The following is a 21,579-nucleotide window of genomic DNA, read 5'->3' as shown; positions in this document are numbered from 1 at the left end:
GAGGTCAGTCATGGCAATGAGCGTTGGAGAGAGCGACGACGAAGTCATGTCCGACATCAACACGACGCCGCTCGTCGACGTCATGCTGGTGTTGCTGATCATCTTCCTCATCACGATTCCCGTCGTCACGCACACGGTACCGCTCCAGTTGCCGAAGGAACGGGTCCACCCGCTGCAGACGCAGCCGAAGAGCATCGAGATTGCCGTCAATCGCGACGGCGACGTCTTCTGGAACGAAGCGCGCGTCGACGCGCCGACGCTGCTCGCTCGCCTGAAGGCGGCCTCGGTCTCGACGCCGCAGCCGGAGGTGCACGTGCGCGGCGATCAGGAGACGCGCTACGAGTTCATCGGTCGCGTCATCACCGCATGCGAGCGCGCGGGCATCGCGAAGGTCTCATTCATTACGCAGCCGCCCGCGCGCGGCGAGTAGGAGATACGAACGATGGGAATGAACGTTTCTTCAGGCGGGCGCGGCGGCGAACCGGAAGTGATGGCCGACATCAATACGACGCCGCTCATCGACGTGATGCTCGTGCTGCTGATCATGCTGATCATCACGATTCCGATCCAGATGCATGCTGTCAAAATGGATCTGCCCGTCGGCAATCCGCCGCCTCCGGCCACGCCGCCGCAGATCGTGCAGATCGATATCGACTTCGACGGCACGACGACGTGGAATGGTGTCGTCGTGCCCGATCGCGCGACGCTCGAAGCCAAGTTCGCGCAGGTCGCGGCCCAGCCCGTCCAGCCCGAGATTCATTTGTTGCCGAACAAGCTCGCGCCGTACAAGACGGTCGCCCAGGTGATGGCCGCCGCGCAGCGCGAGGGCGCGACGAAGATCGGGCTCGTCGGCAATGAGCAATACATGCAATAAGCAATACGCGCAATAAGGATCTGGCAATGCATAGGATTTACCAAGGGTTCCGCCTCGCGGCCGCTGCCTCGGTGATCGGCGGATGCATCGTGCTCTTCGGCGTGTCCAACGCGGGCGCTGCCGACGCGTTGCACCCCGACGTCGCGAAGCCGCTCAACGCCGCGCAAGATCTCTATCGCGCGCACAAATACAAGGATGCGCTCGCGAAGATCGCCGTTGCGGCGGCCGTGCCGAACAAAACGCCGTATGAAACGACGATGATCGAAGAGATGCGGGGCGCGGCCGCTATGGCCGCAGGCGATACGGGCACTGCCACGCAGGCTTATGAAACGTTGCTCGCCTCGGGCCAATTGAAGGGCGACGACGAGCAACGGGTCACCGCCGCGCTCGCCGGCATCTATTTTCAGCAACACGCCTGGCCGAAGGCGATCGCGACGGCGCAACGCTACCTGAAGGCGGGAGGTACCGACCCGCAGATGCGCACGCTGCTGGTCGAGGCCTATTACGAATCAGGCAACTATGTCGATGCCACGAAGCTGCTCGAAGCGTCGATCGATGCGCAACTGCATGCGGGCCGCGCGCCCGACGAGTCCGAGCTGCAATTGCTCGGCACTTGTGCTCAACATGCCAAGGACGATGCGGCGTACCGCGGCGCGCTCGAAGCGCTCGTCGCCTACCACCCGAAGCCCTCGTATTGGCAAGATCTCTTCGCGGCCATACGGAGCAAACCCGGTTACTCGTCGCGGCTCGACATCGACATGTATCGGCTGCGACGCGCGACCGGTTCGTTGAATACGGCCGACGATTACATGGAAATGACGCAGCTCGCGATCGTGGCCGGCAGCACGGCCGAGGCGAAGCAGGTCATCGACCAAGGTTTTGCTTCCGGCGTGCTCGGGCACGATGCCCAGGCCGAGCGCGAAAAGCGGCTGCAAGCCCTCGCGGCGAAGCGCGCCCAGGGCGCGGCGCCCGACGATGGCGCCCATCCGGTCGCGCCGATCGACGAGGGGCTCAACCTCGTCTTTGCCGGCAAGGCCGGCGAGGGCATCGCGGCGATCCAATCGGCGATTGCGAAGGGCGGCCTCGATCATCCCGATCAAGCGCAACTGCATCTCGGTGTCGCCTATTACGTTGCCGGACAAAAGGCGCGCGCCGTGCAGGCGTTCCGCGCGGTGAAGGGTAACGACGGATCGGCCGATCTCGCGCGGCTGTGGCTGCTCGTCGCGTCGAAGTGAAGCGCTTCGATTTCCTCATGCGGATCGTCCACTCTTTGGCGTTCAGCCGGGCACGCCGCGGGTCGATCCGTGCCGGCGCCAGCGCCGGTGGCGGCGCGGGCCGATGGGCTCGCGCCACGGTCGCGGTGCTTGCAGCGTCGCTCGCGCTGCCCGCGCTGCCCGCGTATGCGGCGCCCGGCATTGCGCAATTCGGCACGCCGAAATATCCGCCGAACTTCACGCACTTCGACTACGCCGATCCCGATGCGCCGGCGGACGGCGAGCTCGTTTTCCAGAACTACGACCAGCCGCAGAGCTACGATTCGCTGAACCCGTTCATCGTGCGCGGGCTCGCCGCGCCAGACATTCAGAATCTGATGTTCGATACGCTGATGCAGCGCAGCTGGGACGAGCTCGCATCCGAGTATCCGCTGATCGCGGACGACGTCGAAGTGGCGGCCGACGGGCGCTCCGCTACGTTCCATATCAATCCGGCCGCGCGCTTCTCGAACGGCGATGCGATCACGGCCGCGGAGGTCAAATATTCGCTCGATACGCTGAAAAGCCCGCAAGCGTCGCCGCTCTTCGCGTCGCAATTCGCCGTCATCAAGGACGCCGTCGTTCTCGACCGGCTCACGGTGCGCTTCGACTTCGGCGATGCGTCGCGCGCGAATCCGCTGATCGCGGGCGATTTGCCCGTCTTTTCGCCGAAGTGGGGCGTGCAGCCGGACGGCAGGCGCTTGCCGTTCGATCAGATCGCCACCGATTTGCCGATTGCAAGCGGTCCGTATCTGATCGAGTCTCGCAAGAACGACAAGACGATCATCTATTACCGCAATCCAAAATACTGGGCGGCGGACTTGCCTGCGCGTCGCGGCATGTATCGCTTCCGCCGCATCACCTTCAAGCTGTACCTCGACCAGTACACGAAGCTCGAGGCGTTCAAGGCCGGCGATGACGACGTCGACGTCGAATACAGCGCAACGCAATGGGCGCGCAAGTACGTCGGCAAGAACTTCGACAACGGCATGCTCGCGAAAGGCATGTTCCGTGAAGGTCCGGCGCAGATGCAAGGCTTCCTCATCAATACGCGCGAGCCGCAGTTCCAGGACGTGCGCGTGCGGCACGCGCTCGCGCTGGCCTTCGACTACGACTGGATGAACCGGATGATGTTCTACGGCCAGTATCGACGTCTGAACAGCTATTGGGAGGACAGTCCGTTCGGTGCGACGGGCGTACCGAGCGAGAAGGAGCTGAAGCTGCTCGAGCCGTTCCGCGCGACGCTGCCGCCCGAGGTGTTCGGGCCGATGGTGCGCCAGCCGAGCACACTGCCGCCCAATTCTCTGCGGGGCAACCTGCGCCACGCGCGCGAACTGCTGGCTGAGGCGGGCTGGCATTTCCGCGACGGTGCGTTGCGCGACGAGAGCGGCACGCCGATGCGGATTGAGATCATCGACGATCAACCGGGCATGGACCGTCTTATCGTTCCCTATACGCAGGCGTTGCAGACGCTCGGTATCGACGCGCATATGCGCGAGCTCGACAGCGCGCTTTATCAGAAGCGCCTCGATAACTTCCAGTACGACATGACGACGTTCATCTACCCCGAGGTCACGATTCCGGGCATCGAGCTCATACGCCGCTTCACGAGTGAGGCCGCCGCGCAGGTCGGGTCCGAGAACTATCCGGGTATTCGCTCCAAAGCCGTCGACGCGCTCGTTCATGCGGCCGTCGGCGCGACCACGCTCGACGATCTGGAAGCGGCCACACATGCTCTTGACCGTGTGCTGATCAACGAGTACTACCTCGTACCGCAGTACTACATGCCGCATGCGCGGATCGGCTACAAGACCACACTCGGCCACCCGAACGTGGTGCCCGTGAGCTACCGGTACGAGGACTGGGTCATCGACTACTGGTACCGTAAGCCGCCGCGGCGTACGCAGACCGCTTCGTCTGCGTCTTCCGCCACAGCGGTCCACTGAGGCGCATCATGCTTGCCTACCTTCTCAGACGCCTGCTGCTGATGGTGCCGACGTTGCTCGGCGTCGTGACGCTGACTTTCATCGTCACCCAGTTCGTGCCAGGCGGCCCGGTCGAGCAGATGGTGACGCAACTGCGTCATGGCGCGCATCGGGGCGATGGCGGCGGAGGCGGCGGCTATCACGGCAGCCAGGGCGTCGACGCCCAGCAGATCGAGCAGATCAAGAAGCAGTTCGGCTTCGACAAGCCGCCGCTCACGCGCTACGTCCTCATGCTCGAGCATTACGCGACGTTCGATCTCGGACAGTCGTACTTTCAGCACGACAGCGTCTGGAACGTGATTCGTGCGCGCCTGCCCGTATCGGTCTCGCTGGGTTTCTGGACGATCGTGCTCACGTACCTCGTCGCCGTGCCGCTCGGCATCGCGAAAGCCGTGCGCAACGGCTCCCGCTTCGATACGGCAACGAGCGTGCTCGTCCTCGTCGGCTATGCGATTCCCGGCTTCGTGCTCGGCGTCTTGCTGTTGATGTTGTTCGGTGGCGGCACGTTCTTCGAGCTCTTTCCGATGCGCGGCCTCACCTCGGACGACTTCGACACCTTGAGCGCGACGGGCAAGGTGCTCGACTACGTCTGGCATATGGTGTTGCCGGTCTGCGCCTCGGTGGTCGGCAACTTCGCGATCGTGACGATTCTCACCAAGAACACGTTTCTCGAGGAAATCGGCCGGCAGTACGTGCTGACGGCCCGCGCCAAGGGTGCCCCGGAGCGCGACGTGCTCTGGAAGCACGTGCTGCGCAACGCGGCGATTCCGCTGCTGACGGGCTTGCCGGCCGCGTTCGTCGGCGCCTTTCTCAACGGCAACCTGCTCATCGAGACACTGTTCTCGTTGAACGGCATGGGCCAGCTCTCTTACGATGCGGCGATTCGCCGCGACTATCCGGTGGTGCTCGGCTCGCTGTTTCTGTTCACGCTGATCGCCCTGGTCACAAAACTCATTGCTGACGTCTGCTATGTCCTCGTCGACCCCCGCATTCAATTCGACAGCGTCGATCGTTGATCCGATGCGGCCAGTCGCGCCGGTGTCGCCGTGGCGGCTCACCTGGTTGCGCTTCAAATCGCAGCGGCTCGGCTATTGGAGTCTCGTCGTCTTCGTGACGCTCTTCGTCGTCAGCCTGCTCGGAGAAATGCTCGTCAACGACAAGCCTCTCCTCGTTCGGTACGACGGGCACTATTACTTCCCGATCTTCAAGACGTATCCCGAGACGCGGTTCGGCGGCGACTTTCCCGCGAAGGCGAACTACCTCGATCCCTATATCCATTCGCGGGTCACGTCGAACGGCAACTTTGCCGTTTACCCGATCGATCGCCACTACTACGACACGATCGACTATTTCGCCTCGCGACCGTTTCCGGCGCCGCCGTCGCCGGAGAACTGGCTCGGCACCGATCAGTTCGGGCGCGACGTTCTTGCGCGGCTGCTGTATGGCTTTCGCGTATCCGTGGTGATGGCACTGGCGCTGACCGTATCGGGCGTTTTCTTCGGAGTCCTGACGGGTGCGCTGCAAGGCTTCTATGGCGGCCGCGTCGATCTGATCGGGCAGCGCTTGATCGAGATCTGGGGCTCGATGCCCGATCTCTATCTGCTCATCATCTTCGCGTCGATCTTCGAGCCGACGCTGTGGCTGCTTTTTGGCCTGCTGTCGCTCTTCGGCTGGCTCGTGCTCTCCGATTACGTGCGAGCCGAATTCCTGCGCAATCGCTCGCTCGACTATGTCAAGGCGGCGCGCACGATGGGACTCTCGAACTGGCAGATCATCTGGCGCCACGTGCTGCCCAACAGCCTCACGCCCGTGATCACGTTCCTGCCGTTCCGAATGAGCGCCGCGATTTTGTCGCTGACGAGTCTCGACTTCCTCGGCCTCGGGGTGCCGCCGCCGACGCCGAGCCTCGGCGAGTTGCTGCAGGAGGGGAAGAACAACCTCGACGCATGGTGGATCTCGATCTCGGCATTTGCCGCGCTCGTCGTGACCCTACTGCTGCTGGCGTTCATGGGCGATGCGCTGCGTACCGCACTCGATACGCGCAATCGCGGTTCGGCTTTCGGCGGGGTCGGGCGATGAAATCGAACGCGAGCGTGGACGGGAAAGCGAAGCCGGATCCGAGCACGAACGCGCGCTCGCTGCTCGATATCGAGAATCTCTCGGTTTGCTTCGGGCAGAAGCTCGCCGTGCGCAATCTGAGCCTCTCGATCGCACGCGGCGAGCGCGTGGCGCTCGTCGGTGAATCGGGCTCGGGCAAGAGCGTGACCGCGCTCTCGATTCTGCGGCTGGTTGGGCATGCCGCATTGAGCGGGCGCATTGTGTTCGACGGCGAAGACCTGCTCGGCAAATCGGAGCAGCAGATGCGCGGCATTCGTGGCGCCGACATCGCGATGGTCTTTCAGGAGCCGATGACGGCGCTCAATCCGCTCTATACCGTCGGTCAGCAGATCGCCGAGAGTCTGCGATTGCACGAAGGCTTGCGCGCCAATGCCGCGCGCGCACGTGGCATCGAGCTCCTAGCGCGCACGGGCATTCCGGAACCCGAGCGGCGCATCGATAGTTATCCGCATCAGCTCTCGGGCGGTCAGCGCCAGCGCGCGATGATCGCCATGGCGCTCGCTTGCCGGCCGCGCTTGCTGATCGCCGACGAGCCCACGACGGCGCTCGACGTGACCGTGCGCGAGCAGATCGTCGACTTGCTGATCGACCTGCAGCAACAAGAAGCGCAAGAGCGCGGAATGGCCGTGCTGCTGATTACGCACGATCTTCACCTCGTGCAACGCTTTGCGCAACGGGTGGCCGTGGTGGAGAAGGGCGTGCTCGTCGTGACGAACGCGACGGACGAACTCTTCGCCAATCCGCGCCATCCTTACACGAAGCGGCTGCTCGATAGCGAGCCCGCGCGTGTCGTCGAGCCGGTTGCCGAGCACGCGCCTCGGATATTGGACGTGGTCGAGCTTGCCGTCGATTACCGCACGCGCGCGAAGGGGGTCGCCGGCATGTTCGGCAGCGCGAGGTTTCGGGCGCTGCACGAGGTCGGACTCTTCGTGAGGCAAGGCGAGACGCTCGGGATCGTCGGCGAGTCGGGCTCGGGCAAATCGACGCTCGCCGCGACGGTGCTTGGGTTGCAGCGTATCGCGCAGGGCGACGTCAAAATCGGGGGCCGGTCGCTGGCGACCTATCGGACGTCCAACGACGAACGTCGCAAGCTTTGCGGTCGCATACAGGTGGTGTTTCAGGATCCGTTCGGTTCCCTGTCGCCGCGCATGACGATCGAACAGATCGTCGGCGAAGGGCTGCGTGTGCATCGCCCCGAGCTCGGTGAGAAAGCGCGTTCGCGACGCGTGGCCGAGCTGATCGCGGAGGTGGGCCTGCCCGACGATGCGTTGCCGCGATATCCGCATGAGTTCTCGGGCGGCCAGCGTCAGCGCATCGCAATTGCGCGCGCGCTCGCGGTGGAACCGGAGCTCGTCGTGCTCGACGAGCCGACGAGCGCACTCGACGTATCGGTGCAAAAGCAAGTGCTCGGCTTGCTCGCGCGATTGCAAAAGCGCTACGGGCTCAGTTATTTGCTGATCACGCACGACCTTGCCGTCATTCGGGCGATGGCGCATCGCGTCGTCGTCATGAAGTCAGGACGCATCGTCGAATCGGGCGAGACGCTGGCGCTCCTGAGCGCGCCGTCACGTCGGTACACGCGAGCGCTCGTCGCCGCGTCGCTTCAATAGAAGGGAACATTCGATGACCTCTTCGGCTTCGCAGTCACGCGCATTCGCCACGGTCTTCCTCGTGGAAATCTGGGAGCGCTTCGGCTTTTACGGCATGGCCGCGCTGCTCGTCCTCTTCATGGTCGAGCGCGCCGGCTTCAGCGACGGCGAGGCCAATCTCGTCTGGGGGTCGTTTACGGCACTCGTCTATGCTGCGCCCGCAATAGGCGGCTGGATCGGCGACAAGCTGCTCGGCGCGCGCCGCACGATGCTGATGGGCGCCTTCGTGCTCGCCATCGGCTATCTGATGCTCGCGCTGCCAGACGACCGCATTTCGTTCATGTACGTCTCGCTCGGTGTGATCGTGGTCGGCAACGGTCTGTTCAAGGCGAATTCGTCGAATCTCGTGCGCCGCATCTATGAAGGCGACGACGCAAGCCTCGACAGCGCATTCACGATCTACTACATGGCGGTCAACATCGGCTCGACAGTATCGATTCTTGCGACGCCGTGGATCAAGGATCGATGGGGCTGGCACGCGGCTTTTGCTGTCTGTTGCGCGGGGATGGTCGTCGGGGTGGTCAACTTCCTGACGCGCTACCGCTCGCTAGTCCATGCCGGCTCCGCGCCCGATGACGCGCCGATCGACTGGCGGCGCGTCGGGCTCGTCGCCGCCGGGGGCATTCTGCTCTGGCTCGCGTCGACCTACGTGCTCGCGCACGAAGCCCTCGCGCTCGCTTGCGTCGATGCGGCCGCCGCCACGGTACTCGTCGTTTTCGGCTATCTCATCGTCAAGTGCGAGCCGGCCGAGCGCGCCGGCCTTATCGCCGCGTTGATCCTCGTTTTGCAATCGATACTGTTTTTTATCTTCTATCAGCAGATGTCGACGTCGCTCACGCTCTTCGCACTGCGCAACGTGGACCCCGACTTCACGCTCGCCGGCGTTCGGCTTTTCACCTGGAGCGCGGCACAATTCCAGGCGCTCAACCCGATCTGGATCATGCTGCTGAGCCCCTTGCTCGCCTTCGCTTATACGCGCCTTGGCCGGCGTGGCCGCGATTTGTCGATTGCGGCCAAGTTCGCGGTGGGGTTTGTTGCGGTCGCGGCCGGCTTTTTCACCTACGCGCTGAGCGGCCGCTATGCGGTGGACGGGCGCGTCTCATCGTGGTTCATGGTCTGGGGATACGGACTCTACTCGCTCGGCGAGCTGCTCGTGAGCGGCCTCGGCACGGCCATGATCGCGCGCTACACGCCCGTGCGAATGAGCGGCTTCATGATGGGGGCCTACTTCATCGCCACTGGCGTGTCGCAGTATCTCGGCAGCGTCGTGGCGAATTTCGCGCAGTTGCCGTCCCAAGGAATCGAAGCCGAGCAATCGCTGCGCATCTATACGCGGCTCTTCGCCGAGTTGGGCTGGCTCGCCACCGCGGGCGCCATCCTGACCATCGCAATGTTGCCGCTGATGCGAGCCCTTTCGAATCGGCACCGTCTCGCCGCATCGTCGAGCGCGGTGGCGCTTGCGGCCGCGAGCGAGTGAGGAACGCGAGCGGAATGCGCGCCGTCACGCCGTCGCGCCGGCGTCAGAAAAGCCGCGGAGAGCCAACCCACAACAGCGTCGTCTCGACGCTGCCCGTGTTCGCCCAGCTGTGCGGGACCGTGGATTCGTAATGGGCGCTGTCGCCGGTGCGCAGGCTGAACGTCTTGCCTTCGAGCGTCAACTGCAACTCGCCCTCGATCAAGTAGACGAACTCCTCGCCAGCGTGCGTCGTGACTTCCGACGCCTTCTTCTGCCCGGCGGGCAGCTTTACGAGCAGGCTCTCGAGCTGGCTTCCGACCGATGAACTAGTTAGGCGTGCAAACAAATTGGCCGAGCCGGCGAAGCTGAAGAACCGCAGCTGCTCGGCGCGCCGCACCGTGCGCTCTTCGCTCGGCGTATCGACGAAATACTGCAGCTGAACGCCGAGCGCGTGAGCGATGCCCGCCAGCGAAGTCAGCGACGGCGTGGCGAGCCCGCGTTCGACCTGCGATAGAAACGGCTTGGAAATGCCTGCGGCGGTAGCGGTCTCGTCGAGGGTGCGCTTGAGGCGCTGCCGCAAGGCGCGGATTTTTCCCCCTAAATTCGGCGCCTGACGGGCGCTTTCGGCGGTCGAAACCATGAGGTGCTCGGATTTATAGTGAAGTCAACCACGCGCCGTATGTTGCCAGAGCCGCGGCGCCAAATGCAAAAAAGTATTACGTCCCCGTACCATTGCGCAGTTTAGCGCATCTATACAGCCCGACGTTCTGCGATGCGGCCGTTACGTTGACAACACTGAGGCAAGCGAGCACTCGCCGGCGGCAAGCGCACGCTTTTTCGCCGCGGTGAGGCGCTTCACGCGAAGCTCGGCACGCAATGCGCTCGAGCGGTCGCCGACTTCGAACGATGCGAGCAGGGCCACGGCCTTTTTCGCGCGTGTATACCGTGCGCCGATTCCGTTCGCATGTTTCTCGAAGCGCGCGGCGACATCGGTTGCGATCCCCGTATAGACGCTGCCGTCCGCGCATTCGACGAGGTAGAGAAACCAAGTCATCGTCAGCACTTGAACGGATTGTGCTCGCGCAGCTCATCGACATGCGCGTGGATCATATTGGCCTCGTTGGCGAGAAAATGCGCGACCGCATCGGAGAACGCGGGATGCGCGAGCCAATGCGCGGAACGTGTGACGGTCGGCATGAAGCCGCGCGGCATCTTGTGCTCGCCTTGGGCGCCGCCTTCGAAAACGGCGAGCTTTTCCTCGATGCAGAACTCGAGCGGCTGATAGTAGGCCGTCTCGAAGTGAAGGCAGGGGACGTGCTCGAGTGCGCCCCAATAGCGCCCGTAGAGCGCGCCGCCCGTTTGCCCGTTGCGCTCGTAGACGACGAGTGCGCTCGCAATCGGCTTGCCCCGGCGCTCGGCCACGACGAGCAGCAGATTCTCGGGCATCGTCGTGCCGATCGTGCGAAAGAAGTCGAGGTTCAAATACGGTTGCGAGAAGTGCTCGCGATAGGTCTGCCGATAGCAGCGCGTGAAAAAGCGCCAGTCGTCGTCGGTGGCGTCCTCGCCGCGCACGCGTCTGAACGTGATCCCGGCTTCGCGCACCTTGCGCCGCTCGGCCCGGATGTTCTTCCGCTTTTTCTGCTCGAGCGTGAAGAGGAAATCGTCGAAGTCGCGGTATCCCGCGTTGAGCCAGTGAAATTGAATCCCTTCCCGTCGCATCATGCCGAGCTCGGCGAGCGTGTCGCTTTCGGCCGGGGTGGGAAAGAGGACGTGCAGCGACGAGACGTCCGATTGCTCCGCGAGCGCGATGAGCGAGGCCGCGAGCCGCCGGCGCGCGGTATCGTCGACGGCGATGAGCCGCGTGCCCTGCACGGGCGTGAACGGTATCGCGCAAAGGAGCTTCGGGTAGTACTCGAGCCCGTTGCGCTGGTAGGCGTCGGCCCAGGCCCAGTCGAAGACGTACTCGCCATAGGAGTGGCTCTTCAGATACACGGGCGCCACGGCCGCGAGCGCGTCGGTGCGCGCGTCGACGAGCGTGACGAAGCGTGGTGCCCAGCCTGTGCGCTCGGTGGCGCATTGGGTGGTCGCCAGCGCGCTCAGGAATTCATGGCGCAAGAACGGCGTGGGCTGATCCTGCCGAGCGAGCAAGGCGTTCCATTGCGCCGCGTCGACCTCCTGAACGGAGGCGAGAAGACCCATGCGATAATCGATGCGTTCCTGTTTCAACTGTGTGACCGTGTCAGCGAAGCGGGCGGCACATCGTGTCGATCGATCGCCGCCCAATTGACCATGAAGACCCGAATCGCTCTCGCCCAAATCAATACCACCGTTGGCGACTTCGCCGGCAACATCGCGAAGATCGTCGAGGCCGCGCGCGCGGCGCATCGCGACGGCGCCAGGCTGCTCGTGACGCCGGAGCTCGCGCTCTCGGGCTATCCGCCCGAGGATCTGCTGTTGCGCCCCGCGTTCTATGCCGCCTGCGCCGCCGCGCTCGCCGAGCTGGCCGCGCAGTTGAAGCCGTTCACGGGCCTCTCCGTCGTCGTCGGTCATCCCCACCGGGATGGGGCCGAGGCCGACGGCATCGCGAACGCCGCGAGCGGTCATGGTAATGCAAACCGGCCCATCGAGCGCGGGCTTCCTCCCGTCGATACCTACAACGCCGCTTCGCTCGTCGTCGACGGGCGCATCGCGGGCACCTATCGCAAGCAGGACTTGCCGAACACCGAAGTGTTCGACGAGAAGCGCTACTTCGCTTCCGACGCGGCGCCGTTCGTGTTCGAGCTCGACGGCGTGAAGTATGGCATCGTGATCTGCGAAGACGCCTGGCATGCCTCGGCCGCGCAATTGGCGAAGGCCGCGGGCGCCGAAGTCCTGCTGATCCCGAACGGCTCGCCGTACCATCTCAACAAGGACGCGACCCGCATCGACATTTTGCGCGCGCGCATCGCCGAGACCGGGCTGCCGATGGTCTACGTGAATCTCGTTGGGGCGCAGGACGAGCTCGTTTTCGACGGCGGCTCGTTCGTGCTCGACGCGAAAGGCGAAGTCGTCGCGAAAATGCCGCAGTTCATCGAAGGCCATATGGTCGTCGAATTCGACGGCGCGCATCCGCAAAAAGGCCGGATCGCCGCGAGCGAGTCGCTCGAAGCGCAGGTCTATGCGGCGCTCGTGCTCGGCGTGCGCGACTATATCGGCAAGAACGGATTCCCGGGCGCGATCGTGGGTCTCTCGGGCGGCGTCGACTCGGCGCTCGTGCTGGCCATTGCCTGCGATGCGCTGGGGCCTGAGCGCGTGCGCGCCGTGATGATGCCGTCGCGCTACACGGCCGATATTTCGATGCTCGATGCGGCCGACATGGCCCGGCGCCTCGGCGTGCGCTACGACGAGATTCCGATCGCGCCGATGGTCTACGCATTCCGCAGCTCGCTCGCGCGCGAATTCGAAGGGTTGCCCGAAGATGCGACGGAAGAAAACATTCAGGCGCGCATTCGCGGCACGCTGCTGATGGCGCTTTCGAACAAGTTCGGCTCGCTCGTGCTGACGACGGGCAACAAGAGCGAGATGGCCGTCGGCTACTGCACGCTTTACGGAGATATGGCGGGCGGCTTCGCCGTCATCAAGGACATCGCGAAGACGCTCGTCTATCGGCTCTGCCGCTATCGCAACGAGGCGGCGCTCTTCGCGCAACGCGACGTCATTCCGGAACGGATCCTCACGCGCGCGCCGTCGGCGGAATTGCGCGAAAACCAAACCGATCAGGACAGCCTGCCGCCCTACGACGTGCTCGACGCGATTATGCAAATGTACATGGAGGAGGACAAATCGCTCGCCGACATCGTCGCGGCGGGCTTCGCGCGCGAAGACGTGACGCGCGTCACGCGCCTGCTGAAGCTGAACGAATACAAGCGCCGTCAGGCGCCGATCGGCATTCGTGTGACGCACCGTGCGTTCGGTCGAGATTGGCGCTACCCGATCACGTCGCGCTACACGGAACCGATTCAGTAACTCGGCGATGGCGGGCGACCGTGGCGTAGAATCGATTTATTCGTTCCAGAGAAAATGAGGAAGCCATGAAACGCGTCACAGCGATCATCAAACCGTTCAAGCTCGACGAAGTCCGCGAGGCGCTGGCCGAGGTCGGCATGACCGGGCTTACTGTCACGGAAGTGAAGGGGTTCGGCCGGCAGAAGGGACACACGGAGCTCTATCGGGGCGCCGAGTACGTCGTCGATTTTCTGCCGAAAGTGAAGATCGAGGTCGTGGTGCCGGACGGGCAGTGCGATCAGGTCATCGATGCCATCGTCGGCGCCGCGCGCACGGGCAAGATCGGCGACGGCAAGATCTTCGTCACCGACGTCGAGCGCGCCATTCGCATTCGCACCGGCGAAGAGAACGAAGCGGCGATTTGACAGCGTCCCTGCCCCCCGGGGGGGGAGGGATTCACACTACTGACGGTATGCCCGCGGTCTTCTCCTGCGGGACGCACACCGCGCCGGCATGCCTCATTCGGCTCAAATGCGCGCCATAAAAAAACGGTGCGACGCCCTGACGGACACCGCACCGATACGCGCCTCTCGCAGCAGCGTTAAAACTTGGATCTGTGAAGCAGTTAGGTTCGCTACGTCGTTCGATTAGAACACGTGCTGGATGCCGACGTAGGCACCCGATTGGCTGTGGCCAGGCAGCGGGTTCTCGTCATAGCTGCCGGCAGGCGAAACGTTCGGGTTGCCCGTACCACCGACACCGAACGTGTTCGCGTCGAGCCCGAAGTTGGCCGACTTGCTGTTGCGAACCGTCGCGATTTGCAGGTCGAGCAACGTGCGCTTGGACAGGTTATACGTGCCGCCGATCGTGTAGATCGTCGCGTTGCCAAAGCCGTTGTTCGCGTTGACGTGATAGACGGCAGCGATAGCGGCTGCAGCCGGCGTCGCTTGCCAGGTGATGCCGCCCCACTCATGATCGAGCGACGTCGGAGCCGACGCTCCAGCTGTGAAGCCGGACGTGCGGATTGCCTGATATGCGCCCTGGATCTTGAACGGTCCGAGGAACACGTTGGCAGCAGCCGTGTACTCACGCGAGAACGAGAAGGCGCCGTCACCGCCGTTCAAGAGGCCGTTCTTCGGATTGCGGATTTCGTCATAGATGCCGCGAACTTGGAAGAGCGGGTTCGTGTAGGTGATCTGCAGACCGCCTTCACGGCCTTGCGACGTGGTGCCGTTGCCGTTCCAGTTCGTGGCGTTCGACAGAGCGTATTGGCCGTAGACGTCGAATCCAGCCCACTTCGGCGACTGATACGAAATGTTGTTGCTCGACTGCGGCCAGTTACGTCCACGGACGAGCGAAGCCGACGACCAGTTCGACTGGCCGAACGGATCGAAGTCCCACACGCCGTTCGAGATGAAGAGCTCGCGGCCCAACAGGAACGTACCGTAGTTGACGTTCGAGAAACCGACCGTCGCCCAGCGATTCCAGATGGAGCCGGCCGAGCCGAGGTTGCCGTTCATGGTATTGAACGCGCCTTCCAATTGGAAGACGGCCTTCGTGCCGCCGCCGAGATCTTCAGCGCCCTTCAAGCCCCAGAGGCTCGTGCCCCAGTCGCCGCTTTCCGCGCGCCAGCGCGAAACCGAACCGGTATAGCTGTTGTTCGGCAGGCCGCTGATGTACTCAATGCCAGCGTCAAGGCGCCCGTACAGCGTCACGCTGCTTTGCGCATGTGCGATCACGCCAGCAGACATCAGCGCCGCGGCGAGCAATGCTTTCTTCATCTTCTCCTCCGTTACCCTGTCAAAAAGTGAAGCCACTACTGCGAATAGCGCCCAGGCGTTGTAAGGCGCCTGGGCGGGAATCCGTACTCAGGGAGATCGCTGCGGAACACGCGGGGGCTTCTCCGCTTATCAGCGTTCCGGTTCGCTGTTATGGCAGCGCGGCGTCTCCTTGGTTGGAGTAAAACTACATTTGCAGCACTGCGTTTTGCTACTTTGGTTACTAATTTAGCAAAAATACACTTGCGTGGCGAAAGAAATCGTAGTCCGGCTAGCGCCCTGTCTCTAAATTGCAATACTATTGTGGTCCGCTGCACTGCAGCACGTCCCAAAAGAGGGCGCCAAGCCTTGTGGAATAAGGGGATTAGGGGGCTTTCGGCGTTGAGTCAAGGAATCCCGGTATTGACTGGCCGGTGAGACGGCGTTATAAGCGCGCGCCGGCACCGCAAAGGCGCGGGAATCGCGAAAACCATAAGAACCAAAAGCGGAAAACGGAATGACAAAGGGCGCCGGATGCGCCCTTGATCTCGTTGCCGTAGTCGGCCGCAACGCGCCGTGGAACGGGATTGCCGACGGCAATGCCGGCGAAGCGCCTATTTGAGACTGCCCGAAAGAAACTGCCTGAGCCGTTCGCTGCGCGTATTGCCGAATACCTCGGCGGGAATGCCTTGCTCCTCGATTCGCCCTTGGTGCAAAAACACGACGTGATTGGAAACATTGCGCGCGAAGCCCATCTCGTGCGTCACGACGATCATCGTGCGGCCTTCCTCGGCAAGCTTCTGCATCACCTTCAGCACTTCGCCGACGAGCTCGGGATCGAGCGCCGAGGTCGGCTCGTCGAAGAGCATGACGTCGGGATGCATCGCGAGGGCGCGCGCGATTGCCACGCGCTGCTGCTGGCCGCCCGACAGATGCGACGGGTATTGCTGCTCGAGCCGCGGCGCCAGGCCCACCTTTTCGAGGTACGTTCGCGCGCGCTCCTCCGCCTCGCGGCGCGAGAGTCCAAGCACATGAATGGGCGCCTCGATCACGTTTTCGAGCACGGTCATGTGCGCCCACAGGTTGAAGTGCTGGAAGACCATCGCGAGCTTCGTGCGCATGCGCTGAAGCTGCTTCTGGTCGACGACGCGCAGCGCGCCCGCTTTGTCCTTGCTCGTGCGGACCTCTTCTCCGTCGAGAAAAATGCGGCCCGCGCTCGGCTGCTCGAGAAAGTTGATGCAGCGAAGCATCGTGCTCTTGCCGGAGCCCGACGAACCGATGACGCTGATCACGTCGCCCGCGTTCGCCTTGAGCGAGACGCCTTTGAGGACCTCGTGGTCGCCGTAGTGCTTATGGAGTTCATCGATGAAGAGCTTTTGCATCGGGGAGAGTCCGGATTACTTGGCTGGTTACCTGCCTTGCGGCCGCAGAAAAGCGAGCCAGCGTCGCTCCGCGCGGCGGAAGAGCCCGACGAGGGCGAACGAGATCGCCAGATAGAGCAGCGCGGCAATGCCGAATGCCTGGAACGACATATAGGTGGCCGAGTTGGCGTCCCGCGCGATCTTGAGAATGTCGGGCACCGTCGCCGTGAACGCGACCGTCGTGGCATGCAGCATGAGGATGACTTCGTTGCTGTAGAGCGGCAGCGCGCGGCGCAGCGCCGACGGCACGATCACGCGCCGGTAGACGGTGAAGCGCGACATGCCGTACGCGCGCGCCGCTTCGATTTCGCCATAGGCGGTCGCTTTGATTGCGCCCGCGAAGATCTCGGTCGTGTAGGCGCAGGTGTTCAGCGTGAAGGCAAGCAGCGTGCAATGCATGCCGTCGCGGAAAAAGTCGTTGAGCACCGCGTGGGAGCGCACGACTTCGAGGCTGTAGATGCCCGAATAGCAGAGCAGCAGCTGCACGTAAAGCGGTGTGCCGCGAAAGATGTAGGTATAGAGCCAGACGGCGCCGGCGAGCACGCGGTTTTTCGATACGCGCGCGACCGCGAGCGGCACCGACAGGCAAAAGCCGATGCCGATGGAGACGACGAGAAGCCAGAGCGTGACGACGAGGCCTGTTGCGCGGTAGCCGTCCGTGAAAAGGTAGTTGCGCCAGTAGTCGTGGATGAGCTCGATCATGGGTAGGGAGCGGAGTCTATAGCTCGGCTTTGCGGACGCCGATCGAATAGCGCTTTTCGAGCCAAAGCAGCACGACGTTCGAAATCGTCGTGATCGCCAGATAGACCGCGCCGGCGATCAGCGTGAAGAAGAAAAAGCGCAGCGTGCCCTTGCCGGCGTCCTGCGATGCCTTGACGACGTCGGCGAGGCCGATGATCGAGACGAGCGCCGTCGCCTTCACCATGACCTGCCAGTTGTTGCCGATGCCGGGCAACGCGAAGCGCATCATCTGCGGGAACATGATGCGGGCGAACGTCTGCCAGCCCGACATGCCAAAGGCGGCGCCCGCTTCGAGCTGCCCGCGCGGCACCGACAGAAAGGCGCCCCGGAAGGTTTCGGTGAAATAGGCACCGTAGATGAAGCCGAGCACGATGACGCCGGCCACGAACGGATCGATGTCGATCTGATCCCAGCCGAGAAGATCGGTCAGGTTATTGAGCCAGATCTGGATGCTGTAGAAAAGCAGCAGCATCAGCACGAGGTCGGGCACGCCACGCACGAGCGTCGTATAGGCCGTGCCGAGGCCATGTGCAAGGCGATTCTTCGCAAGCTTCGCCGCCGCGCCGATGAGGCCCAGCACGAACGCGAGCGCGAGGGAAAGGATCGCGAGCTTGACGGTCTGCCAGGTGCCGGCGAGGATCTGCGGGCCGTAGCCTTCAAGAAACATGGTCTGGAGTGGTAGTCCTTGGGCGGCGCGCGAGGGTAGCGCGCGCCGCGAAAAATTCTAGCCGGCCAAAAATGGCCCGCCGCGAGCGCGGCCTACGGTTAAAGCCGGATATCGAGCGCGTCCGGCCCGGCGTCGGGGCCTCGCGGTGGTTTCGACATCCGAAAAGCGCGGTATTTTACCCGAAGCCGACTGGCGCGCCACCGCGGCGAACTTTTAGCCACCCGCGCGCCAGCCACGCATGCGGCCAAATGGAGATGCGGCGGAAGACTCTGAATGAGAAACGCTGAATTGAAACGCCGAATGAAAAACGCCGCGGCCCGAAGGCGCGCGGCGTTGCCGGCGGGGAATCGAGGCGGCCCGTCCCGCGCTTCGCGTTGCACGGACGCGAGCTCCGTGCGCGGCGGACGAGCGCGCGAGGCCGGGCCGGACGGCTTACTGACTCATCGAGGGACTGCTCGCCGCGGCGCCGTCGTGGTGCTGCTCCCAGCGCTCGCGCATTTTCTCGTGCCGGGCCTCCATCCGCGCGAAGTGGCGCTTGAGCTCGGTGCTGACCGTCGTCTTCTGCTGGTCGTTGAGGCTATCGTAAAAGGCCAGCCAGGCCGTCGCCGTCTGTTCGCGCAGCTGCGCGTTTTGCTGCTCGGCCTGCTGATGGGCGGCGTGGAGCGCGTCGAGGTCGAGAATCGGCTGCTGCTCGGCAGCCTTGAACTGCTGCCGCATTTTTTCGTGGCTCGCGTGCATCGCTTCATGGTTCTGCTTCATCGTCGCCAGGGCGCTCTGCCACTTCTGCTCCTGATCGGGTGTGAGGTGCAACTGGGCGTGCAGCGCTTCGAGCTGATGCATCATCCCGCCGCGTTGGCCGCCATGCATGCCGGCACCGTCCGCCGGCATGCCGTCGCCGGCCGCGTACGCGGCGCCGAACGTGACGGCGAGCGCCGCGGATGCAACGGCGAGGTAGCGTGCCGTCGTACGGAAGATCGGGTTCATCGACAACTCCTGTCTATCTATGAATGAGAAAGGTCGCTCACGCGAAGGCGCGCAAGCGGCGCGGCCTTCGTTGTCGATAAGGCTAGTCATCGGCCGCCGACATCGTGTTACGCCACCCGTCGAGGCGATTACGCGCCATTACGCCCTGGTTTGACGGTAACGTTCCGTAACCCTTTCGTCAGGTGGCGGCTTTCCGTGCGGCAGGCGGCTCGCGCTAAACTTCAGCGCATGACCACGCAAATCCTTATCGTCGACGACGACGCCGAACTGCGCGACCTGCTGCGCGACTATCTCGTCAGGCAGAGCATCGAAGTGTCGGTGCTGCACGACGCCGCAAACCTCGAGCGCCGGCTTGAGCGCGAGCGTCCCGATCTCATCGTGCTCGATCTGATGATGCCGGGCGTCGACGGGCTGACGGCGCTGCGCAAGCTGCGCGCGGCGGGCGACGACATTCCTGTGATCATGTTGACGGCGCGCGCCGACGACGTCGATCGCATCGTCGGCCTCGAGCTCGGCGCGGACGATTATCTCGGCAAGCCGTTCAACCCGCGCGAGCTGCTTGCGCGCGTGCAGGCCGTGCTGCGGCGTCGCCGCACCGTGCCTTCGGCCGCGCCGGAGCAGCGCGAGCCGTTCTCGTTCGGGCGCTTCGTGCTCGACTTCGAGACGCGCACGCTGAATATGGACGGCCGTCCGCTGACGCTCTCGGGCAGCGAGTTCGCGCTGCTCAAGATCTTCGTCAACCACCCGATGCGCACGCTCACGCGCGAACGACTGCTCGAATTGCTGCACGGCCCCGAGTACGACGGGACCGATCGCGGTATCGACGTGCAAGTCTGGCGCTTGCGTCGCATTCTCGAATCCGATCCGTCGACGCCGCGGTTCGTGCAGACGGTGCGCGGCCGCGGGTACGTCTTCGTGCCGAACGGCGAGCCCAATGCGCCGGCCAATTGATTCGCTGTTCGGGCGGCTCGCGCTGCTCGTCGTCGCGGTGCTGCTCGCATCGCATGTCGCCGGCTACCTGATGTTCCGGTGGGACAAGAACCACTCGCAATCCCGCTATGCCGTCGAAGAGGCCGTATTTCTCGTCGAGGCCGTCCGCGAGCACGTGGCCCGCGCCGGCAGCACGCCATTGCCGCCTCGCGTGCGCGTCGTCGGCCTGTCGGCCGCCGATCTCCCGGCGGCGCAGAACGATCTGTCCGAGTCGCTCACGCGGTTCATCAGCGACCTGAGCGAGCGGATGCCGCCTGGCTCGCAAGTGCGCGTGGCACCGGGACATCCGCCGATGCTCTGGGTTCACGAGGCGGCCGACTCGCATTGGATCGTCGTGCCGATGATTCCGATGCACCCGCCGCGCTCGCTCGATCGGCTCTTCATCTGGCTGACCTCGATCCTGACGATCGCCGTCATCTGCGCGCTGTTCGTCGCGTGGCGGCTGCAGCGGCCGTTGATGGACCTCGCCCAGGGCGTCGCGCGTTTCGGCCGCGGCCAGCCTGTGCCGCCGCTCCCCGAGCGAGGCCCGCGCGAGGTCCGCGATCTCACGCACGGCTTCAATCAGATGGTCCGCGAAGTGTCTCGCACCGAGAAGGACCGCGCGGTCATGCTCGCGGGCATCGCGCACGACTTGCGCACGCCGCTCGCCCGCATGCGGTTGAGGGCCGAAATGATGGAGGACGCGAAGCTGCGCGACGGCGTGGTGCGCGACGTCGACTCGATGACGCACATCGTCGACCAGTTCCTCGTATTTGCGCACGATGGCGTGGACAGCAGCGAAATGGTCGAAGTCGACGATCACTGCGAGCGCATCGCGCGCAGCTATCGCGCGGTTGCGCCCGGCACGCCGACCGTGCGGACGGATCTCGCGGCCGGCGCCGGCTTTCGCCTGCCTACCGCGACGCTCGATCGCATCCTCTCGAATCTGCTCGACAATGCGCACGCGTACGGCGCGCCACCCGTCGTCGTCAGAACGGCGCGCACGTCCGATGGCTGGCTCCTCTCGGTCAGCGACCATGGCCAGGGCATCGCGCCGCAGGATTTGATTCAGGCAAGCCGCCCCTTCGTGCGGCTCGATCCGGCCCGCGGCGGCAACGGGCACAGCGGGCTCGGGCTCGCCATCGTCGAGCGGCTCGTGCGCCGGCTCGGCGGCGGCTGGGAGATCGGCAACGCCGAAAACGGCGGCCTGCGCATCGTCATGACGTTCCCGCGCGACACGCTGGCGAGCGTCACGGCCCAATCGGAGGCGGCCTGGTAGACGTCGGCTTCCGCTCGCGCCGGAATCGCTAGGAAAAAAGGGCGTCGAGCGACGAGGCCGCTTCGTTGTCGACGGTGTTATAGGTCACGCTGTCGGCGCCGAAGATGTAGTGCGTCGTGTACTTGCCGAGCCTTGCCAGAATGTCTTCCTGCACGTTCTCGGGCGCGGTGTCGAGTTTCAGGTACCACGCCGTGGAAGAGAGCTTGACCTGATACGCGCCGTACTCGGCCATCAACTGATCGAACGCTTCCGCGTCCTGGTCGCGACAAACGATGACCAGATTGCCCTTCATGCGCACCTCCAGGTAGTCGGCGGCTCATCGCCATCAAAACGCCGATGATACCCGGTCTTTCCGGCGCGCTGCGCGTTGCGGTGGCGGCGTGGGTTTTCCCAAAGCCTGGTTCCCGGCATAATTCGCCGTTGTATCGGCGCAACGGCATTT

20 protein-coding genes and 1 pseudogene are annotated in these 21,579 nt (G+C 63.9%); 12 read left to right on the top strand and 9 right to left on the bottom strand.

Going from position 1 to position 21,579, the window contains the following annotated elements; all coding sequences use genetic code 11:
• Nucleotides 1-10 precede the first annotated feature (10 nt).
• The 8 genes from B0G57_RS08665 to B0G57_RS08630 are packed head-to-tail and all read left to right on the top strand — an operon-like array spanning nucleotide 11 to nucleotide 9,356.
• Nucleotides 11-430, top strand: coding sequence for an ExbD/TolR family protein (locus B0G57_RS08665; RefSeq protein ID WP_018443081.1), 420 nt, complete (start codon nucleotides 11-13; stop codon nucleotides 428-430).
• A 12-nt stretch (nucleotides 431-442) separates the two neighbouring features.
• Nucleotides 443-874: an ExbD/TolR family protein gene (locus tag B0G57_RS08660; RefSeq protein ID WP_026230113.1), complete on the top strand. Its 432-nt coding sequence runs from the start codon at nucleotides 443-445 to the stop codon at nucleotides 872-874.
• 26 nt (nucleotides 875-900) lie between these two features.
• Nucleotides 901-2,109 carry a tetratricopeptide repeat protein gene (locus B0G57_RS08655; protein WP_018443079.1) on the top strand — a complete coding sequence of 403 codons (1,209 nt, stop codon included), beginning with the start codon at nucleotides 901-903 and terminating at the stop codon, nucleotides 2,107-2,109.
• Nucleotides 2,110-2,126: 17 nt separating this feature from the next.
• The gene (locus B0G57_RS08650) at nucleotides 2,127-4,073 is read left to right on the top strand and encodes an extracellular solute-binding protein (protein WP_083925783.1); all 1,947 of its coding nucleotides are present in this window, start codon (nucleotides 2,127-2,129) and stop codon (nucleotides 4,071-4,073) included.
• A gap of 8 nt (nucleotides 4,074-4,081) precedes the next feature.
• Nucleotides 4,082-5,128 (top strand): ABC transporter permease subunit, encoded by a 1,047-nt coding sequence (locus B0G57_RS08645; protein ID WP_018443077.1) that lies wholly within the window; start codon nucleotides 4,082-4,084, stop codon nucleotides 5,126-5,128.
• Nucleotides 5,082-6,191: an ABC transporter permease gene (locus B0G57_RS08640; protein WP_026230112.1), complete on the top strand. Its 1,110-nt coding sequence runs from the start codon at nucleotides 5,082-5,084 to the stop codon at nucleotides 6,189-6,191. The genes B0G57_RS08645 and B0G57_RS08640 overlap by 47 nt, the downstream gene beginning before the upstream one ends.
• A complete protein-coding gene (locus B0G57_RS08635; RefSeq protein ID WP_018443075.1) occupies nucleotides 6,188-7,840 on the top strand; it encodes an ABC transporter ATP-binding protein in 1,653 nt (550 codons plus the stop codon). Before B0G57_RS08640 ends, B0G57_RS08635 begins: the two co-directional genes overlap by 4 nt.
• Nucleotides 7,841-7,853: 13 nt before the next feature.
• Nucleotides 7,854-9,356 carry a peptide MFS transporter gene (locus B0G57_RS08630; protein WP_018443074.1) on the top strand — a complete coding sequence of 501 codons (1,503 nt, stop codon included), beginning with the start codon at nucleotides 7,854-7,856 and terminating at the stop codon, nucleotides 9,354-9,356.
• A 43-nt stretch (nucleotides 9,357-9,399) separates the two neighbouring features.
• Here the strand turns inward: B0G57_RS08630 and B0G57_RS08625 are convergent, their stop codons facing one another.
• The 3 genes and pseudogenes from B0G57_RS08625 to B0G57_RS08615 form a co-directional block, all read right to left on the bottom strand.
• Complete coding sequence (locus tag B0G57_RS08625; protein WP_018443073.1) at nucleotides 9,400-9,975, bottom strand: helix-turn-helix domain-containing protein; 576 nt, start codon at nucleotides 9,973-9,975, stop codon at nucleotides 9,400-9,402.
• 150 nt (nucleotides 9,976-10,125) lie between these two features.
• Nucleotides 10,126-10,389 (bottom strand): annotated as a pseudogene (locus B0G57_RS08620) (GIY-YIG nuclease family protein); the annotation flags it as partial.
• Nucleotides 10,390-10,391: 2 nt separating this feature from the next.
• The gene (locus B0G57_RS08615; RefSeq protein WP_026230110.1) at nucleotides 10,392-11,561 is read right to left on the bottom strand and encodes a GNAT family N-acetyltransferase; all 1,170 of its coding nucleotides are present in this window, start codon (nucleotides 11,559-11,561) and stop codon (nucleotides 10,392-10,394) included.
• 63 nt (nucleotides 11,562-11,624) lie between these two features.
• On the opposite strand from B0G57_RS08615, the gene B0G57_RS08610 reads away from it, so the two are divergent.
• Nucleotides 11,625-13,340 (top strand): NAD+ synthase, encoded by a 1,716-nt coding sequence (locus B0G57_RS08610; protein WP_018443070.1) that lies wholly within the window; start codon nucleotides 11,625-11,627, stop codon nucleotides 13,338-13,340.
• A gap of 65 nt (nucleotides 13,341-13,405) precedes the next feature.
• Nucleotides 13,406-13,744, top strand: a complete 339-nt coding sequence (locus B0G57_RS08605) for a P-II family nitrogen regulator (protein ID WP_018443069.1) — start codon at nucleotides 13,406-13,408, stop codon at nucleotides 13,742-13,744.
• 222 nt (nucleotides 13,745-13,966) lie between these two features.
• On the opposite strand, the gene B0G57_RS08600 is transcribed toward B0G57_RS08605, so the two are convergent.
• The 5 genes from B0G57_RS08600 to B0G57_RS08580 form a co-directional block, all read right to left on the bottom strand.
• Nucleotides 13,967-15,100 (bottom strand): porin, encoded by a 1,134-nt coding sequence (locus B0G57_RS08600; RefSeq protein ID WP_018443068.1) that lies wholly within the window; start codon nucleotides 15,098-15,100, stop codon nucleotides 13,967-13,969.
• Between the two features lie 590 nt (nucleotides 15,101-15,690).
• Nucleotides 15,691-16,458 carry an ABC transporter ATP-binding protein gene (locus tag B0G57_RS08595; RefSeq protein WP_018443066.1) on the bottom strand — a complete coding sequence of 256 codons (768 nt, stop codon included), beginning with the start codon at nucleotides 16,456-16,458 and terminating at the stop codon, nucleotides 15,691-15,693.
• A gap of 27 nt (nucleotides 16,459-16,485) precedes the next feature.
• On the bottom strand, nucleotides 16,486-17,199 hold the full coding sequence (locus B0G57_RS08590; RefSeq protein WP_018443065.1) for an ABC transporter permease: 714 nt from the start codon (nucleotides 17,197-17,199) through the stop codon (nucleotides 16,486-16,488).
• A 16-nt stretch (nucleotides 17,200-17,215) separates the two neighbouring features.
• On the bottom strand, nucleotides 17,216-17,905 hold the full coding sequence (locus B0G57_RS08585; RefSeq protein ID WP_018443064.1) for an ABC transporter permease: 690 nt from the start codon (nucleotides 17,903-17,905) through the stop codon (nucleotides 17,216-17,218).
• 432 nt (nucleotides 17,906-18,337) lie between these two features.
• A complete protein-coding gene (locus B0G57_RS08580; RefSeq protein WP_018443063.1) occupies nucleotides 18,338-18,889 on the bottom strand; it encodes a periplasmic heavy metal sensor in 552 nt (183 codons plus the stop codon).
• A gap of 228 nt (nucleotides 18,890-19,117) precedes the next feature.
• Between B0G57_RS08580 and B0G57_RS08575 the strand changes: the two genes are divergently transcribed.
• Entirely contained in the window at nucleotides 19,118-19,840 is a 723-nt protein-coding gene (locus B0G57_RS08575) for a response regulator (protein WP_018443062.1), read from the top strand.
• Nucleotides 19,824-21,137 carry an ATP-binding protein gene (locus tag B0G57_RS08570; RefSeq protein WP_018443061.1) on the top strand — a complete coding sequence of 438 codons (1,314 nt, stop codon included), beginning with the start codon at nucleotides 19,824-19,826 and terminating at the stop codon, nucleotides 21,135-21,137. Before B0G57_RS08575 ends, B0G57_RS08570 begins: the two co-directional genes overlap by 17 nt.
• A 28-nt stretch (nucleotides 21,138-21,165) precedes the next feature.
• Here B0G57_RS08570 and B0G57_RS08565 read toward each other — a convergent pair whose 3' ends face one another.
• On the bottom strand, nucleotides 21,166-21,429 hold the full coding sequence (locus B0G57_RS08565; protein WP_018443060.1) for a hypothetical protein: 264 nt from the start codon (nucleotides 21,427-21,429) through the stop codon (nucleotides 21,166-21,168).
• Between the last annotated feature and the right edge of the window lie 150 nt (nucleotides 21,430-21,579).

This window comes from Trinickia symbiotica (assembly GCF_002934455.1).
GTDB lineage: Bacteria > Pseudomonadota > Gammaproteobacteria > Burkholderiales > Burkholderiaceae > Trinickia > Trinickia symbiotica.
The sequence above is the reverse complement of the archived record's forward strand: the minus strand, read 5'-3'. Positions and strand labels throughout refer to the sequence as shown.

Excerpts from the sequence above, each read along its gene's own strand:
- B0G57_RS08665 (WP_018443081.1), top strand. The coding sequence starts at position 11 with ATGGCAATGAGCGTTGGAGAGAGCGACGACGAAGTCATGTCCGACATC.
- B0G57_RS08660 (WP_026230113.1), top strand. The coding sequence starts at position 443 with ATGGGAATGAACGTTTCTTCAGGCGGGCGCGGCGGCGAACCGGAAGTG.
- B0G57_RS08655 (WP_018443079.1), top strand. The coding sequence starts at position 901 with ATGCATAGGATTTACCAAGGGTTCCGCCTCGCGGCCGCTGCCTCGGTG.
- B0G57_RS08650 (WP_083925783.1), top strand. The coding sequence starts at position 2,127 with ATGCGGATCGTCCACTCTTTGGCGTTCAGCCGGGCACGCCGCGGGTCG.
- B0G57_RS08645 (WP_018443077.1), top strand. The coding sequence starts at position 4,082 with ATGCTTGCCTACCTTCTCAGACGCCTGCTGCTGATGGTGCCGACGTTG.
- B0G57_RS08640 (WP_026230112.1), top strand. The coding sequence starts at position 5,082 with ATGTCCTCGTCGACCCCCGCATTCAATTCGACAGCGTCGATCGTTGAT.
- B0G57_RS08635 (WP_018443075.1), top strand. The coding sequence starts at position 6,188 with ATGAAATCGAACGCGAGCGTGGACGGGAAAGCGAAGCCGGATCCGAGC.
- B0G57_RS08630 (WP_018443074.1), top strand. The coding sequence starts at position 7,854 with ATGACCTCTTCGGCTTCGCAGTCACGCGCATTCGCCACGGTCTTCCTC.
- B0G57_RS08625 (WP_018443073.1), bottom strand. The coding sequence starts at position 9,975 with ATGGTTTCGACCGCCGAAAGCGCCCGTCAGGCGCCGAATTTAGGGGGA.
- B0G57_RS08610 (WP_018443070.1), top strand. The coding sequence starts at position 11,625 with ATGAAGACCCGAATCGCTCTCGCCCAAATCAATACCACCGTTGGCGAC.
- B0G57_RS08605 (WP_018443069.1), top strand. The coding sequence starts at position 13,406 with ATGAAACGCGTCACAGCGATCATCAAACCGTTCAAGCTCGACGAAGTC.
- B0G57_RS08600 (WP_018443068.1), bottom strand. The coding sequence starts at position 15,100 with ATGAAGAAAGCATTGCTCGCCGCGGCGCTGATGTCTGCTGGCGTGATC.
- B0G57_RS08595 (WP_018443066.1), bottom strand. The coding sequence starts at position 16,458 with ATGCAAAAGCTCTTCATCGATGAACTCCATAAGCACTACGGCGACCAC.
- B0G57_RS08590 (WP_018443065.1), bottom strand. The coding sequence starts at position 17,199 with ATGATCGAGCTCATCCACGACTACTGGCGCAACTACCTTTTCACGGAC.
- B0G57_RS08585 (WP_018443064.1), bottom strand. The coding sequence starts at position 17,905 with ATGTTTCTTGAAGGCTACGGCCCGCAGATCCTCGCCGGCACCTGGCAG.
- B0G57_RS08580 (WP_018443063.1), bottom strand. The coding sequence starts at position 18,889 with ATGAACCCGATCTTCCGTACGACGGCACGCTACCTCGCCGTTGCATCC.
- B0G57_RS08575 (WP_018443062.1), top strand. The coding sequence starts at position 19,118 with ATGACCACGCAAATCCTTATCGTCGACGACGACGCCGAACTGCGCGAC.
- B0G57_RS08570 (WP_018443061.1), top strand. The coding sequence starts at position 19,824 with ATGCGCCGGCCAATTGATTCGCTGTTCGGGCGGCTCGCGCTGCTCGTC.
- B0G57_RS08565 (WP_018443060.1), bottom strand. The coding sequence starts at position 21,429 with ATGAAGGGCAATCTGGTCATCGTTTGTCGCGACCAGGACGCGGAAGCG.